At 64.0% G+C, this 15,436-nt stretch carries 15 protein-coding genes and 1 pseudogene; 11 read left to right on the forward strand and 5 right to left on the reverse strand.

Annotated features, from left to right (window positions below):
* Nucleotides 1-121 precede the first annotated feature (121 nt).
* The gene (locus NKI31_RS01495) at nucleotides 122-1,021 is read right to left on the reverse strand and encodes a LysR family transcriptional regulator (RefSeq protein ID WP_023693291.1); all 900 of its coding nucleotides are present in this window, start codon (nucleotides 1,019-1,021) and stop codon (nucleotides 122-124) included.
* A 91-nt stretch (nucleotides 1,022-1,112) separates the two neighbouring features.
* On the opposite strand from NKI31_RS01495, the gene NKI31_RS01500 reads away from it, so the two are divergent.
* A complete protein-coding gene (locus NKI31_RS01500) occupies nucleotides 1,113-1,985 on the forward strand; it encodes an aldo/keto reductase family oxidoreductase (RefSeq protein WP_023689475.1) in 873 nt (290 codons plus the stop codon).
* Nucleotides 1,986-2,185: 200 nt separating this feature from the next.
* On the opposite strand, the pseudogene NKI31_RS01505 reads toward NKI31_RS01500, so the two are convergent.
* Nucleotides 2,186-2,405, reverse strand: a pseudogene (locus NKI31_RS01505) (glycerophosphodiester phosphodiesterase family protein); the annotation flags it as partial.
* 98 nt (nucleotides 2,406-2,503) lie between these two features.
* Here NKI31_RS01505 and speB point away from each other — a divergent pair.
* The 3 genes from speB (at nucleotide 2,504) to NKI31_RS01520 (ending at nucleotide 5,362) form a co-directional block, all read left to right on the forward strand.
* Entirely contained in the window at nucleotides 2,504-3,505 is a 1,002-nt protein-coding gene (gene speB / locus NKI31_RS01510; protein WP_023669405.1) for an agmatinase, read from the forward strand.
* A gap of 29 nt (nucleotides 3,506-3,534) precedes the next feature.
* Nucleotides 3,535-4,461, forward strand: coding sequence for an N-acetyl-gamma-glutamyl-phosphate reductase (gene argC, locus NKI31_RS01515; RefSeq protein WP_352650148.1), 927 nt, complete (start codon nucleotides 3,535-3,537; stop codon nucleotides 4,459-4,461).
* A 61-nt stretch (nucleotides 4,462-4,522) separates the two neighbouring features.
* Nucleotides 4,523-5,362: an aminoglycoside phosphotransferase family protein gene (locus NKI31_RS01520; protein ID WP_023669403.1), complete on the forward strand. Its 840-nt coding sequence runs from the start codon at nucleotides 4,523-4,525 to the stop codon at nucleotides 5,360-5,362.
* A gap of 53 nt (nucleotides 5,363-5,415) precedes the next feature.
* On the opposite strand, the gene NKI31_RS01525 is transcribed toward NKI31_RS01520, so the two are convergent.
* Nucleotides 5,416-6,540, reverse strand: a complete 1,125-nt coding sequence (locus tag NKI31_RS01525; protein ID WP_023669402.1) for a COX15/CtaA family protein — start codon at nucleotides 6,538-6,540, stop codon at nucleotides 5,416-5,418.
* A 150-nt stretch (nucleotides 6,541-6,690) separates the two neighbouring features.
* Between NKI31_RS01525 and NKI31_RS01530 the strand changes: the two genes are divergently transcribed.
* Nucleotides 6,691-6,906 (forward strand): DUF2842 domain-containing protein, encoded by a 216-nt coding sequence (locus NKI31_RS01530; protein ID WP_023669401.1) that lies wholly within the window; start codon nucleotides 6,691-6,693, stop codon nucleotides 6,904-6,906.
* A gap of 15 nt (nucleotides 6,907-6,921) precedes the next feature.
* On the opposite strand, the gene NKI31_RS01535 is transcribed toward NKI31_RS01530, so the two are convergent.
* The gene (locus NKI31_RS01535; RefSeq protein ID WP_023834213.1) at nucleotides 6,922-7,980 is read right to left on the reverse strand and encodes a polysaccharide deacetylase family protein; all 1,059 of its coding nucleotides are present in this window, start codon (nucleotides 7,978-7,980) and stop codon (nucleotides 6,922-6,924) included.
* Between the two features lie 91 nt (nucleotides 7,981-8,071).
* On the opposite strand from NKI31_RS01535, the gene NKI31_RS01540 reads away from it, so the two are divergent.
* Nucleotides 8,072-9,301, forward strand: a complete 1,230-nt coding sequence (locus NKI31_RS01540) for a GNAT family N-acetyltransferase (RefSeq protein WP_023689477.1) — start codon at nucleotides 8,072-8,074, stop codon at nucleotides 9,299-9,301.
* A gap of 3 nt (nucleotides 9,302-9,304) precedes the next feature.
* Here NKI31_RS01540 and NKI31_RS01545 read toward each other — a convergent pair whose 3' ends face one another.
* Nucleotides 9,305-10,015 (reverse strand): GntR family transcriptional regulator, encoded by a 711-nt coding sequence (locus tag NKI31_RS01545; RefSeq protein ID WP_023669398.1) that lies wholly within the window; start codon nucleotides 10,013-10,015, stop codon nucleotides 9,305-9,307.
* Between the two features lie 264 nt (nucleotides 10,016-10,279).
* Here NKI31_RS01545 and NKI31_RS01550 point away from each other — a divergent pair, with 264 nt between their 5' ends.
* From NKI31_RS01550 to NKI31_RS01570, 5 genes are all read left to right on the forward strand, one after another.
* Nucleotides 10,280-11,380, forward strand: coding sequence for an ABC transporter ATP-binding protein (locus tag NKI31_RS01550; RefSeq protein ID WP_023689478.1), 1,101 nt, complete (start codon nucleotides 10,280-10,282; stop codon nucleotides 11,378-11,380).
* 34 nt (nucleotides 11,381-11,414) lie between these two features.
* Complete coding sequence (locus NKI31_RS01555; RefSeq protein ID WP_352650152.1) at nucleotides 11,415-12,704, forward strand: ABC transporter substrate-binding protein; 1,290 nt, start codon at nucleotides 11,415-11,417, stop codon at nucleotides 12,702-12,704.
* A gap of 246 nt (nucleotides 12,705-12,950) precedes the next feature.
* Nucleotides 12,951-13,862 (forward strand): ABC transporter permease, encoded by a 912-nt coding sequence (locus NKI31_RS01560; RefSeq protein WP_352515014.1) that lies wholly within the window; start codon nucleotides 12,951-12,953, stop codon nucleotides 13,860-13,862.
* A 1-nt stretch (nucleotide 13,863) separates the two neighbouring features.
* Nucleotides 13,864-14,682: an ABC transporter permease gene (locus NKI31_RS01565; RefSeq protein ID WP_352460127.1), complete on the forward strand. Its 819-nt coding sequence runs from the start codon at nucleotides 13,864-13,866 to the stop codon at nucleotides 14,680-14,682.
* A gap of 2 nt (nucleotides 14,683-14,684) precedes the next feature.
* Complete coding sequence (locus tag NKI31_RS01570) at nucleotides 14,685-15,431, forward strand: aspartate/glutamate racemase family protein (RefSeq protein ID WP_023700526.1); 747 nt, start codon at nucleotides 14,685-14,687, stop codon at nucleotides 15,429-15,431.
* Nucleotides 15,432-15,436: the final 5 nt, after the last annotated feature.

Raw genomic sequence — 15,436 nt, forward strand, 5'->3', positions numbered from 1 at the left:
ACGATGGTCCAGCGGCTAGCAAACCAGTTCGACCATAAAAACGCGGCACCCTACCTCCCCTCGATGGGGAGGTCGGCGCGAAGCGCCGGGTGGGGTGATGGCGCCGGCCTCGGTTCAAGTCTCAGAACTTGCCGGCCTTGATGTAATCGATAAACGCCCGTAGCGGCGCTGGAACCAGACGCCGTCCGGGATAGTACAGAAATGGTCCGGGAAAACTCTGCCACCACGGTTCGAGCACGGGCTCCAGGGCGCCGCTTTCGAAGTGAGGGCGAAGCCAGCCCTCGAAGAGAGCGACGATGCCGCTGCCGGCAATGGCCGCATGGACGGCAAGATCGCTCGCCCCGCCGATCCGCACGATCAACGGCCCCGTCGTGTCGACACGCACCACCTCGCCGTCGCGCTCGAATTCCCACGGCAGCATCGCACCGCTGGCAAAACGACCGCGCAGACAAGCATGGCCAAGCAGGTCGCTCGGGTGCTGCGGCCGCCCATGGCGCTCGAGATAGGCGGGGCTGGCGCCAGTGGCGAAGCGCTGGACGCGCGGTCCGATCGGCACCGCGATCATGTCCTGCTCCAGTCGCTCGTCATAGCGGATGCCGGCGTCGCAGCCCGCCGCCAGCACGTCGACGAAGTTCTCATCGGCGATGACCTCCAGCCGAATGCCGGGATAGGCGGCGAGGAAGCCCGGAACGATGTCGGGCAATATCAGCCGCGCGGCGCTGACCGGGACGTTGAGGCGCAGCGAACCAGCCGGCCTGTCGCGAAAGCCATTGACCACGTCGAGGGCCGCCTCCACCTCCGACAGCGCCGGGCCAAGCCGTCCGAGCAGGCTGAGACCTGCGTCGGTCGGAACGACGCTGCGTGTCGTGCGGTTGAACAGCCTGACGCCGAGCTGCGTCTCCAGGCGGCGCACCGCTTCGCTCAGGCCCGACGCGCTGCCGCCGCCGGCGCGAGCCCCTTCGCGAAAGCCGCCGGCACGCGCCACCGTCACGAAAGCGTTCAGATCGCCAAGGTCCATCATTGTTCGCCATTCCGCACAAGCTGTACGGATTGTACCTTATTATCCCGAGGTTGAGCAGCGTCTATCTTCGCCTCCTCAAAGGAGACCGACCATGTCCACCATCCAAAAATCCGGCACATTCACCCTCGGCAGCCACACCGTGAAACGGCTCGGCTACGGCGCCATGCAACTTGCCGGCCCGCACGTTTTCGGTCCGCCGAAGAATCATGACGCGGCCATTGCAGTGCTGCGCGAAGCGGTGGCCTCCGGGGTCAACCACATCGACACCAGCGACTATTATGGCCCGCATGTCACCAACCAGCTGATCCGCGAAGCGCTGGCGCCCTATCCGCAAGACCTCGTCATCGTCACAAAGATCGGGGCGCGGCGCGGCAGCGACGGCTCATGGCTGCCTGCCTATTCCGCCAAGGAACTTGAGCAGGCCGTGCACGATAATCTCAGGAATCTCGGTCTTGAGGTGCTGGATGTCGTCAATCTGCGCATCATGTTCGGGGTGATGGGTCCCGCCGAGGGCTCGATCGAGCCGCAGTTGACCGCGCTTGCCGAACTGCAGCGCAAGGGTCTGGTGCGCCATATCGGCCTGAGCAACGTCACCCCAGCGCAGGTCGAGGAAGGCCGTGGGATCGCCGAGATCGTCTGCGTGCAGAACCAGTACAATCTGGCGCATCGCGACGACGACGGGTTGATCGATGAACTGGCGCGCGCCGGTATCGCCTACACGCCGTTCTTCCCGCTCGGCGGTTTCAGCCCGCTGCAGTCGTCGACCTTGTCGGATGTGGCCGCGCGGCTCGGCGCCACACCCTTGCAGGTTGCGCTCGCCTGGCTGCTGCGCCGCTCGCCGAACATCCTGCTGATCCCGGGGACGTCGTCGATCGGGCATTTGAGAGAGAACCTGGCGGCGGCGGAACTGGAGCTGTCGGCCGATGTGCTAAGGGAATTGGATGGGGTGGCGAAAGCGGCGTGAAGATTTTGCGGGCGGCGCTGTCACCCCACCCGCGCCTTCGGCGCGACCTCCCCATCGAGGGGAGGTAGGAGGTCGCGGCAGCCTTGCATGCCTCGCAATCGCTACGACTGTCGGAATCTAAAGCGCCAACGCCCTACCTCCCCTCGATGGGGAGGTCGGCGCGCAGCGCCGGGTGGGGTGATGGCGCCGACGTACGATTACTAATTGATACTCGCCGTATTCGCGGCTCGGCCGGCTTCGCCTCATCCACATAAGGCACCCTAAACCCGTTGGCCCCCAGCCAGCCAATGGCAGCCTTCGGTTCGTCGGTCTGGATGATGGTGGCGCCGCGTTCGGCCCAGAAACCGTGGTCTCGGCCGGCATGCCGGCCTGCACCGCCAGTTCATCGCCGCAGCCGCCGGAGAGGAAGCCGCCGGGCCTTGCACCTTGGCGATACAAGTCCTTCGCCAAGCTGTGACTGGCATCTTGCGTGCCGGTTCTGTAGTTGTGGCAGCCCGATGAACAAAGAAGGACCCGTAATGGCGAACCAGACCATCGACAACGCGTTCACCGCCCGCTCCAAGACGGGGCCTTCCTTCGAGCCGACCTATGCCGGCGCGCTCTCGTTCATGCGGCGCAAATACACCAAGGATGCAAAGGGCGCGGACGCCGTCGTGTGGGGCATTCCGTTCGATGCCGCCGTCACCAACCGGCCGGGCGCGCGCTTCGGGCCGCAGGCGATCCGCCGCGCCTCGGCGATCCTCGACAACGACCCGCAATATCCGTTCTCGCGCGACCTGTTCGAGCATCTCGCCGTCATCGACTATGGCGATTGCCTGCTCGATTCGGGCAATCACCAGAAGACACCAGGCACGATCGAGCGCGAGGCGGCGAAGATCCTGAAATCGGGTGCCTTCCTGTTGTCGCTCGGCGGCGACCATTTCGTCACCTGGCCGCTGCTCAAGGCGCATGCCGCCATCCATGGGCCGCTGGCGCTGGTGCAGTTCGACGCGCATCAGGACACCTGGCCTGACGATGGCAAGCGCATCGACCACGGTTCGTTCGTCGGGCGCGCCGTCAATGAGGGCATCATCGATCCTGATCGTTCGATCCAGATCGGCATCCGCACGCATGCCCCCGATACGTTCGGCATCAAGATCCTTTACGGTCACGAGATCGAGGAGATGCGGGCTTCCGACATCGCCTATGCGATCGTCGACCGCACCGGCGGCAGGAAGACCTATCTCACCTTCGACATCGACTGCCTCGACCCGGCCTTTGCGCCCGGCACCGGCACGCCGGTTGCCGGCGGACCGTCCTCGGCGAAAATCCTGTCGACGCTGCGCCAGCTCGGCCAAGTCGATATTGTCGGCGCCGACGTCGTCGAGGTTGCGCCGGCCTATGATCACGCCGATATAACGGCGATCGCCGGCTCGATGGTGGCCATGCACTATCTCGGCCTGGTGGCCGAGCGAAAAGCGCGGGCGGAAGAGCTGAACAGCGGCAACCATGGCGCGGCAAACCATGGCCAGGGCATATAGGCCTGAATTAGCAGGGAATTGACCGGCACATGAAACCGAAAATCTTCATCGATGGCGAACACGGCACCACCGGCCTGCAGATCCGGGCGCTGCTGGCCGAGCGCGGCGACCTCGAGATCATCTCGATCCCGGCCGAGCGCCGCAAGGAAACGGCGGCGCGCGCCGAGTTCCTCAATGCAGCCGATGTCGCCATCCTGTGCCTGCCGGATGCGGCTGCCAAGGAAAGCGTATCGCTGATTGCCAACGACACCACCAAGGTGATCGACGCCTCCACGGCGCATCGCGTAGCCGAGGGCTGGGAATATGGCTTTGCCGAGATGGAAAAGGGCCAGGCCAAGATCATCGCCAATGCAAAACGCGTCGCCAATCCCGGCTGCTGGCCGCAAGGACCGATCGCGACACTGCGGCCGCTGGTCGCCGCCGGCCTGCTGCCGGCGGATTTCCCGATCACCGTCAATGGCATTTCGGGCTATTCGGGCGGCGGCCGGCCGATGATCGAGGACTATGTCGCCAAGGGCGAGGATGCCTCTGAATTCCAGGTCTATGGGCTGACCCTGCAGCACAAGCATGTGCCGGAGCTGCGCACCTATGCGAAGCTGTCGCACGATCCGATCATGCAGCCGGCGGTCGGCAATTTCGCCCAAGGCATGATCACAGTGGTGCCGCTGCAGCTCGGCGGGCTCGACCATGTGCCGGTCGGCGCCGAACTGCACGCGGCAATCGCCGACCATTTTGCCGCCATCAAGGGCGGCGTGGTCGAGGTAGCTCCTTACGAGCACGTGGAGCGCCTGCCCGAGATCAATCCCGAGGTCCATAACGGCACCAACCGCATGAAGGTCTATGTCTTTGCCAATGACGACAGGGCGCAGGCGCTGCTGATTGCGGTCTATGACAATCTCGGAAAGGGCGCCTCGGGTGCTGCCGTTCAGAACATGGATCTGATGCTCGGCCTTTAATTCAGTTGGAGAGAGCATGTTGCCCGAAAACCGCTTAACACTTTTCGGCATCACGCTCTGAATGGACGCGCCTGCATTTCCAAAGCGCTGGAAGATCAGCGCGCCCGAGCTCATTGCGGAGACGTTTTCGAGCCGCATCTGGAAGGTGCGGCGTGAGGACGGCTCGCCGGCCATCGTCAAGGCGCTCAAACCATTCGACGATGTCGAGGACGAGTTGCGCGGCGAGCACTATCTCGCATGGCGGCGCGGCGAAGGCGCGGTGCGGCTGCTTGGCCGGGACGGCCACCGCATGCTGCTCGAATATGCCGGCGACACCCTGCTTTCCGACGTTCTGGCCAAAGAAGGCGACAACGCCGCGACCGCAATCGCGGCCGAGTTGATGGGGAGACTGTTCTCGCCCTCAAGACACCCTGCCCCGCCGGACCTGCAGCCGCTGCGGACACGGTTTGCCAGCCTGTTCAAAAAGGCCGGAGCCGATCGCGACGCCGGAGAGCACAGCCTCTATATCGAGGCCGCCGAAATCGCGGACCGGCTGCTCGATGCCCCGCATGCGGTCAAGCCGCTGCATGGCGACCTGCATCACGACAACATTTTGCACGGTGCGCGCGGCTGGCTGGCGATCGACCCGAAGGGCGTGCTCGGCGATCCCGGCTTCGACGCCGCCAATCTGTTCTACAACCCACTGGGGCGCGACGACCTCTGCCTCGATCCCGAGCGCATCGCGCATATGGCTGAGATCTTCGCCAGGACACTCGGCCAGACGCCGGCTGCCATTCTCGACCATGCCATCGCCTATGGCTGCCTGTCGGCCGCATGGCATCATGAGGACGAGAATGCGGTCGACGAGAACCGCGAGCTGTCGGTTGCGGGAGTGATCCGAAAGGTGCGGCTCAGCTTCTGACCGGCGCAGCCTCGCGCTTTAGACGTAGCGAGGCAGTTCGTTCGCGAAATAGATTATTGCGACGGCCAAGACACCGTAGACGATGTACCTGCGTTCATGGGCGGCCGCGTTGGCAGTGGATAGGCGCCCTTGTTGCCGCGCCAGTGGGCGGCGGCAAATCCCAGCAGGACCAGCGCGAAGGCCTGATGGGTCAGCGCCATGTGCAGCGGCACCTGCATCAGCAGCGTGCCGATGCCGATCGAGGCCTGCACCAGCACCAGCAGAAACAGCAGCGTTGCGCGGCGTGCGTGTGTCGTGCCCGGCAGCCGCCGGCGCGTCGCAATCATATGCCAGAGCGCGATGGCAAAGACCGTATAGGCGCCGAGCCGGTGGACGAACTGCACCGTCTTCGGGTTCTCGAAGAAATTGCGCCAGGCCGGTTCGAGCAGCAGCAGCTCGCCGGGGATGATCTTGCCGTCCATCAGCGGCCAGGTGTTGTAGCTCAGGCCGGCGTCGAGCCCTGCGACCAGCCCGCCGAGATAGATCTGGACCAGCGCCAGCAGCACGATGAAACCGGCCAGTCTTTGCGTCGACCGGCCGGCGGCAGGCTCCGAATGCGGCGCCAGCCCGCGCGCGACCACCATGGTGGCAGTGAAGATCAGGGCGGCAAGCGTCAAATGCGTCGCCAGCCGGTACTGGCTGACGGAGACGCGGTCGACCAGGCCGGAGGCCACCATCCACCAGCCGATGGCGCCTTGCAGGCCACCAAGCAGCAGAATACCGACCAGCTTTGGCCCAAGGCCGCGCTCGATGCGGCGCGTCGCCCACAAGACCAGCAACGGCAGGCCGAAGACCAGGCCGACACTGCGCGCCAGGATGCGGTGCGCCCATTCCCACCAGAAGATCGATTTGAAGGCGTCCAGGCTCATGCCCTTGTTGAGCTCGGCATATTGCGGAATCTTTTGATAAAGCTGGAATTCCTCCTGCCACTCCGCGTCATTGAGCGGCGGTATCACACCGTGGATCGGCTTCCACTCGGTGATCGACAGGCCGGAATTGGTGAGCCTGGTGGCGCCGCCGACCAGCACCAGCGCAAACAGCACCAGAAGCACGACATACAGCCAGCCGCGCACCAGCGCCCGATTTTTCAAGTCGCGATCGCGGTCAATGTAAGGCGCGGCGGCTGATATGGCGGCCATGGTTGGTCCCGGCAGGTTGACGTGGCGGATTGGTGAACCATCGCAACCCGGCTGACAAGACCGGACGGCGCGGCACGCCGTCGCGCCGCATCTCCCGGGTTGCACAGGCGCGCGGTTGGGCCTAAGCGGAGGCGATCAACGAGAACGCTCATGCCCATCCGCCTGAAAAAGCTGATCGGAACTTTCCTGCTGGTGGCGCTGGTCATCATCTATGCGCTGGTCGCGTCGATCATAGCGGTCGCGCAGCTGTCGCAATCCAGCCCGCTGGTGCACTTCCTGTTCTTCCTGTTCAGCGGCCTGTTCTGGGTGCTGCCTGCGATGGGCATCATCAAATGGCTGATCCTGGAGCCGCCGCCGAAAGGCTGAAGAGCCCGCCCCAGGTTAGATGGTGACCACCATTTTGCCGGCATTGGCCAGCGGCGTCGTTAAGCCCGACAACATGGTGCGGATATGGGCGACGCTCTGGTAGCGGCCGTTGATCGAAATGCGCGGCAGCGCGTGCAGGAAGCCGGCGTGCTCGGCGTGCAGCACGCCGTGGCGAGTGGTCACCGCCGAGGCGAAGCCGGCGTCGCGGGCAAAGCCCACTTCGCGGCAGCCGACAGCGCTGGCGTAACCATAGGGGTAAGCGAGATGACGGGGGTCTTCGCCGAGCTGCGCCTGCAGTTGGCGCCTGACGTCGACGATCTCATGGCGCGCATCGCCTTCGTCGAGCCGCTTCAGATTGCGGTGGTTGACCGTATGCGCGCCGATCGTCACCAGCCTGTGCCCGGCCACGGCGCGGATATCGTCCCAAGTCATCAGCGTGCTTGGGCGCAAGCCATCGAGGTCGATGCCGTTCGAGCGCGCCAGATCGCGCAGCACAGCGCGCTGATCCTCCTCGCGCACCTCGAGCGTCAGATAGGCATGCAGACGCGCATTGGCGTGGAGTTTCTTGCCGTGGGTCGAGCAGTCGATGGTCACCGGCCCCTTCGGCGTCGCCAGCGTCAAACGCTCCCGCGCGTTGACGATATCCTCGACCACGTCCCACCATAAATCGGCGCTGCCGTCGATCAGACCCGGCGCGACATAGATGGTGATCGGCGCGTCGTGCTTTTCCAGCACTGGCAGCGCTTCGGTCATGTTGTCGCGATAGGCGTCGTCGGCGGTGATGGTGGCGAACTGGCCGTCCTTGCCGCCGGCCTTGATGCGCTCGATCGCCTCGTCGAGGGTGACGAAGGCATAGCCCCTCGCCTTCATGTCGGCGACGAGAGCGTCGAGGAATCGCGGGGCGATGTTGAGGTGGCGGTTGACGCCGTCCGGCTTCTCCGGCGTGGCGGTGACCCGATGCAACATGAGGATTGCGCCAATGCCGCCGACGAACGGCTTGGCCAGCGGTGCAAGGCCGGTAAAGCGGGCGATATTAAGCGCCAGTTTCCGAACTGCCTCACCACCGTCGATCATTCATTCACCTTTTGCGCCTAGGCTCGATCCAAGCACGGAACGCGCCGACGCGAACTCCTGATCGCGACGAATACGCCTTAAGGATTGAGGTATGGTTGACGCCACCGCGTCATTTGACGGCAATCGGCTCGCCGCAAGCAAGGCGTCTGCGCGTGCGCCGGCTGCCGACCAGACCAGTCTGTCGGTGTCGATCGCAGATGCTGCCGCGCTCGCCTCTTACGGCGAATTCTGCCGTTCGGCGCTGTTTGCGCCGGCGCAAAGCGCGGCCTGGGTTCATGCCTGGACGGCGCAGGCCAATCCCGATGCGGTCGTCGCCACGCTGACAATCGAGGATAGGCCGGTCTTTGCACTGGCACTGCAAATCACGCGAACTGGTCCATTCCGCGTCGCCCGCTTCATGGGCGGGCGCCATGCCAACGGCAATTTCGCCGCCGCCGATCCGGCATGGCTGGCAAAGGCCGATGCCGGGGGGATCCGCAGGCTGGTGACGGCGATCGGCAAGGCGCGCCCCGACATCGATCTCGTTGCCTTGGAAAGGCTGCTCCCCGACCTCGATGGCGTTGCCAATCCGCTGGCGGCGTTCTCCAACTTTCCGAGCCCAAACCTGTCGCTCGCCGTCAATCTCGACGGTGGTTTCGATGTGCTGCTGTCGCGTGTGGGCGGCAAGCGCAAGCGCAAGAAGCACCGTTCGCAGACACGCAAGTTCGAGGCGGTCGGCGTTCATCGCCGCATCGAGGCGCAGACACCGGAAGACGTGAACCGGCTGCTCGACGCTTTCTTCGAGATGAAGGAGTTCCGCTTCGCCAAGATGGGCATCGCCAATGTCTTCGGCGAGCCGGAGGTGCGGGCTTTCTTCCGTGCCCTCTTCGCCGGCGCGCTGGCCGAGGAGAAACCGGCCTTTGTGCTGCATGGGCTCGAAGTGGCCGGCAAGCTGCGCGCAATCACCGGCTCGAGCCGCTCGGGCAAACGCCTGATCTGCGAATTCGGCGCCATCGCCGAGGACGATCTCGGCCACACCAGCCCCGGCGATTTCCTTTTCTTCGACATCATCGAGGAAGCCTGCCAAACAGGCTTCGATGTCTATGATTTCTCGGTCGGCGACGAGCCCTACAAGCGGCTCTGGTGCGATATCGAGACCCAGCATTTCGAGGTGCTGGCGCCCCTGACGCTGAAGGGACGCGCCCTGGCGTCGGCGCTGCGGCAGGGCGCACGGGCGAAAGCCTTCATCAAGAACAACCCGACGGTCTGGAAACTGACCAAGATGCTGCGCCGCAAGGCCGCCGGACAGGCAGCGCCCGCTCCCACGGACGACGAAAACTAGCGTTCAGAAATTCAGCGCTTCGCGGAGCGCCGGGCCGGCCCTGACCCGCAGGTCGAGATCCGCCTCGATGTGGTCGATATGGTGCAGCATCAGCCGGCTCACCAACCCGCAATCGCCGCTCTCCAGCGCGCCGACCATTTCCGTGTGCTCACTGTGCCCGCAGGCCGACACGCCGGATCGTCCGTAAAGGGCGATCACCAGCGACGAACGCGCCACCAGCTCCTCCATGAAGCGCTGCAGGATGGCATTGCCGGCGACGGAGGCGAGCAGCAGATGGAAATCGCCCGACGCCTTGATTTCGGAGCGCCGCGCGGTTGGGCCGCGCTCGGCGATGAAGCGGCCTTCCTCGTCGAGCTGCGCGCGGAACGCAGCGATATCGGTGGCTGTGACCCGCCCACAGGCGGCAATGGCGATGCCCGGCTCGATCAGCCGGCGCGATGCGAACACCTGGCGCGCTTCCTCGGGCGAAGGGTTGGCGACGAAGGCGCCACGGTTGCGCTCGGTACGCACCAGCCCCTCGAAGGACAGCATCTGCAGCGCCGCGCGCGCGACGGTGCGCGAGACGTCGAACAGCGTGCCGACCTCGCCTTCCGACAGCTTGGTGCCGGGCGTCAGCCGACGGTCGACGATGGCGTCCCGCAGATTGTCGCGAATCGCCTGGGCGCGATCCTGGTTGGCGCTGTCGGCGGAATGGATCTGATCGGCAATGTTCATGGCGATGATGGTTCCCAGCCTCTTCTAGCGCAACTCGTCGCCTGCGCACGAGAGGCAAAGTGGACACGAAGCCAAAAAAGATTGCATACGATTCTTGTGCAGATCGCGCACAATCGCCCATAATTTGTGCAATGCACAAGATAGCCTACCGGCTAGGCAGTGGGCAAGAACCCCGATTTTTCTGTCGATTCAAACGCTTGGGCCGATTGCCGCCGATTGGCACGCATAATGCATTGGTTAATGCGACCAAACGGGGAAGCCTGAATGTCCAAAGCCGCCGAGATCGACATCGTCTCCGTTTCGAAAGTGTACGGAACGACGACTGCCGTCGAGGCCATCAGCCTGAAAATACCGGCAGGCACCTATTGCTGCCTGCTTGGCCCCTCCGGCTGCGGCAAGACCTCGACGCTGCGCATGATCGCCGGCCACGAAAGCATTTCGTCGGGCGATGTCCGCCTCGGCAACATTGTCGTCACCGACCTGCCGCCGGCAAAGCGTGGCACGGCGATGATGTTCCAGTCCTATGCGCTGTTTCCGCATCTCGACCTTGTCGACAATGTCGCCTTCAGCCTGAAGATGAAGGGCGTCGACAAGGAGCAGCGCCGTGCCAAGGCGCTCGACATGCTCAAGCTGATGCAGATGGAGGCCTATGCGACGCGCCGGCCGGCGCAGCTTTCCGGCGGCCAGCAGCAGCGTGTTGCACTCGCCCGCGCTCTGATCACCGATCCCGAGGCGCTGCTGCTCGACGAGCCGCTGTCGGCACTCGACCCGTTCCTGAAGATACGCATGCGCGCCGAGCTGAAGAAATTGCAGACCTCGCTCGGCATCACCTTTGTCCACGTCACCCACAGTCAGGAGGAGGCCATGGCATTGGCGGACCTGATCGTGGTGATGAATGACGGCCGCATCGAACAGGCTGCGCCGCCACGAGATGTGTTCGAAAGGCCGGCCACCGCCTTCGTCGCGCGCTTCATGGGCGACCACAATGTCATCTCCGGCCGGGTCACCGGCGCGCGCGACGGCATGGTCGTCTTCGACGTCAATGGTGGCGCCTCGCTCGCCGCCCGCGGGCAAGGCCGGGAGGCGGGCCAGGAGGTGGGCACGCCGATCGACATCGCCATCCGCACCGACCATGTGCGCATCGGCGAAGCACCCTCTCCCGGCCTCGGCTTCACCGGCATCGTCTCCAACATCGAATATCGCGGCGCCACGGTGAAGCTGTCGGTCACCGGCGGCGGCATCGACGATTTCACCGTTATCATCGACGATTCCGACTTCTTCGCCAAACCCGTCGCCCTTGGCGACGCCGTACCGCTCGCCTGGGATTCCGAGGACGCCATCGTCCTCGGCCGCCTTCATTCATGAGTTCAACGAAGCAAAACAAAACAGGGGAATAGGCATGACAAACACTATAAAAACAAAGACTGGCATATCGCGCCGTTCGTTGCTCAAGACGGGTGCCGCCGCCGTCGGCCTCGCCGCCGGCTCGGGCGTCATCACCGGCTTCCCAACCATCTGGGCGCAGTCCAACATCACGCTGCGCCAGTTCGGCACCGGCGTGTCGAACCTGAACGCCATCGCCGACAAGTGCAAGGCCGACCTCGGCATCACGCTGGAAATGACGGCGACCGATTCCGACGCGGCCGCCCAGCGCGCCGTGACCCAGCCCGACAGCTATGACATCGCCGACATCGAATACTGGATCTGCAAGAAGGTGTTCCCGAGCGGCGTGCTGCAGCCGATGGATGTCAGCAAGCTGAAATATTACGACGAGCTGGTGCCATTGTTCAAAACCGGCAAGCTGACCCCCGACAGCGTCATTGCCCAAGGCACCGCGCCGCACACGGTCGGCTATGTCGAAGCGCAGGACTCAAAGACCTTCGCCAAGGCGCCGACCAACTGGTTCACCATGGTGCCGACGATCTACAACGCCGATACGCTAGGCATCCGGCCCGACCTCGTCGGCCGCGACATCACCACCTGGGCCGACATCATGGACCCGGCCTTCAAGGGCAAGACCGCGATCCTTAACATCCCGTCCATCGGTATCATGGATGCGGCCATGATCATGGAGGCCACAGGCAGCATCAAATATGCCGACAAGGGCAACATGACCAAGGAAGAGATCGACAAGACGATCGACTTCCTCATCAAGGCCAAGCAGGCCGGCCAGTTCCGCGCCTTCTGGAAGTCGTTCGACGAGAGCGTCAACCTGATGGCATCGGGCGAAGTGGTCATCCAGTCGATGTGGTCGCCGGCCGTCGCCGCCGTCCGCTCCAAAGGCATCGCCTGCCGCTTCCAGCCGCTCAAGGAAGGTTACCGCTCATGGGGCGGCGGCCTTGGACTTGCCGCCCATCTCAAAGGCGCCGAGCTCGACGCGGCCTACGAATACATCAACTGGTATACGTCGGGCTGGGTCGGCGGCTATCTCAACCGCCAGGGCTACTATTCCGCCAATATGGTCTCGGCCAAGAAGTTCATGTCCGAGGACGAATGGGGCTACTGGATCGAAGGCAAGCCGGCCAAGGGCGAGATCAAGGCGCCGGACGGCACCGTCATGGAAAAGGCCGGCGCCGTGCGCGACGGCGGCTCGTTCGAAGAGCGTATGGGCAAAGTCGCCTGCTGGAACTCGGTCATGGACGAGGACCGCTACATGGTGAAGCGCTGGAACGAGTTCATCGCGGCGTAAGCTAGCGGGTCAACGGGACATGCCTCATTCCTTCGCGCCCCCCTCTGTCCTGCCGGACATCTCCCCCTCAAGGGGGGAGATTGGATATCGCTTTGGTTTTCGCCAATCTCCAACTTCATGGAAAGAGGCGTCGAGGCAGAAGCTGCCGATCTCCCCCCTTGAGGGGGAGATGTCCGGTAGGACAGAGGGGGGCGCGAAGGATCACAGCCAAGGAAATCTTCTCATCCCGGTGCGAAGGTGTTCCGCATGACCGTGGTTCTCGAACGACCCGCAATCACCGCCGCCAGCCCGATGAGACGCCGGCGCTTCTCCATCAGTGCCGTCACGCCCTACCTCCAATCGGCGCCGCTGGCGCTCATCCTCGGTGCGTTCCTGCTCTTGCCAATCATCATGATCGTCGTCGTCTCCTTCTGGGATTATGACTTCGCCGCCATGTATCCGGATTTCCTGACGACGAACTATTCCGACGTGCTGGGATCATGGGTCACCTGGAAGACCTATCTCAACACCATCAAATTCGCTGCTATCGTCTGGGCGCTGACCTTGTTCATCGGCTTCTGGGTCGCCTATTTCCTCGCCTTCCATATCCGCACCAGCGCCATGCAGATGGTGCTGTTCCTTGTCTGCACGGTGCCGTTCCTGACCTCCAACATCATCCGCATGATCTCGTGGATCCCGGTGCTTGGCCGCAACGGGTTGATCAACTCGACGCTGGTGCAATTGGGGCTGGTGCCAAAACCCATCGAATGGCTTCTCTATTCGGAATTCGCCGTGGTGCTGGCCATGGTGCATCTCTACACGCTGTTCATGGTAACGCCGATCTTCAACACGCTGATGCGCATCGACCGCTCGCTGGTCGAGGCCGCGCGCGATGCCGGCGCGTCCGGCTGGCAGGTCTTGTGGAACGTCGTCATCCCGCTGGCCAAGCCCGGCATGGCGATCGGCACCATCTTCGTCGTCACGCTGGTGATGGCCGATTTCTCCACCGTGCAGGTGATGTCGGGCGGCCAGAGCGCGTCGGTCGCACTGATGATGAAGAACCAGATGTCGCTGCTGCAGTATCCCGCAGCCGCCGCGAATGCCGTGGTGTTGCTGGTGTTGGTGCTCTTGATGGTCGCCGGCATCCTGCGCATCGTCGACATCCGCAAGGAGCTTTGAGGTGAGCCACGAAAAACGCACCCTCGAATTCTATGTGCTTGCGGCCTTCTTCACTCTGTTCGTGCTGTTCCTCTACGGCCCGCTATCGGCGATCCTGATCCTTTCTTTCCAAGGCGAGACCGGCGGCCTCACCTTCCCGCTCAATGGCGTGTCGCTGCACTGGTTCGCCAATCTGTTCGAGCGCCAGGCGGTCGGCGATTTCGGCGGCAGCTTCAAGCGCTCGCTCGTGCTCGGCCTCATGGTGATGATCGTCACCGTCGTCGTGTCGCTGCTGGCAGGGCTCGCTTTCCGGCAAAAATTTCGCGGCGCCACCGCTTTGTTCTACCTGGCGGTCGCCAGCCTCGTCGTACCCTCGATCATCATTTCGCTCGGCATCGGCGTCGTCTTCCAGCAGGTCGGCTTCCGCCCGGCCTGGTACACATCGGCCTTCGGCGCGCACCTAACCTGGACCTTGCCCTTCGGCGTGCTCATCATGTTCGCCGTCTTCAACCGCTTCTCGCCCGCCTATGAGGAAGCCGCGCGTGACCTGGGCGCCAACTCCTGGCAGACCTTCGCCCATGTCGTGCTGCCGATGATCGCGCCGAGCCTGATCGGCGTCGGCCTGTTCGGCTTCACGCTGTCCTATGACGAGTTCGCCCGCACGCTGATGACGTCGGGCACCTTCAACACGCTGCCGCTCGAGATCTACGGCATGACCACCAATGTCACGACGCCGGTGCTCTACGCGCTGGGCACGGTGACCACCGTGTTCTCCTTCCTGGTGATCCTGGCCACACTGGGCGCCATCCTCTATGTCGGCCGCAGGCGGGCCAGGGTTTGATTGTGCAGATACTGGTGGTGAACCCCAACACGACGGCGAGCATGACCGAGACGATCGCGGCGGCGGCGCGCGGCGTTGCCGGCGCCGGGACCGAGGTGATCGCGGTCACCTCCTCGATGGGCCCGGCCTCGATCGAGGGCTATTATGACGAGGCATTGGCCGTGCCCGGCCTTTTGATGGAGATCGCCGCCGGCGAACGTGCCGGGGCTCAGGCCGCCATCATCGCCTGCTTCGACGATACCGGCCTAGATGCGGCACGCGCCATGGCCTCCATTCCGGTCATCGGCATCTGCGAGGCCGCACTCGGTGTCGCCTCCTACATTGCCCAGCGATTCACAGTGGTGACGACCACCGAACGCTCGCGTGTCCCTGTCGAGGGGCTGGTGCAGCGCTATGGCATGGCCGGGCGTGCCCGCGTGCGCGCCGCCGACATTCCCGTACTCTCGCTTGAAGACGCTGCTTCCGGCGCTGTCGAGAAACTGCGCGCCGAGATCGCCCGCGCCATAGCGGAAGACCGCGCCGAGGCCATCGTGCTCGGCTGCGCCGGCATGGCCGACCTGGCACACCGGTTGCAGCAAGAGTTCGACCTGCCCGTCATCGACGGCGTCGGCGCCGCCCTCAAACAGGCCGAGGCGCTGATCGCATTGGGCCTGTCGACCTCGAAGCGCGGCTCCTATGCCAGTCCGCTGGCCAAGCCCTATCGCGGCGTGCTGAAATCCTTCTCGCCGGGGGTGGTCGCCGCGGAGTGAACGCT

The sequence above is a fragment of the Mesorhizobium sp. M0659 genome, assembly GCF_040320605.1.
Lineage (GTDB): Bacteria > Pseudomonadota > Alphaproteobacteria > Rhizobiales > Rhizobiaceae > Mesorhizobium.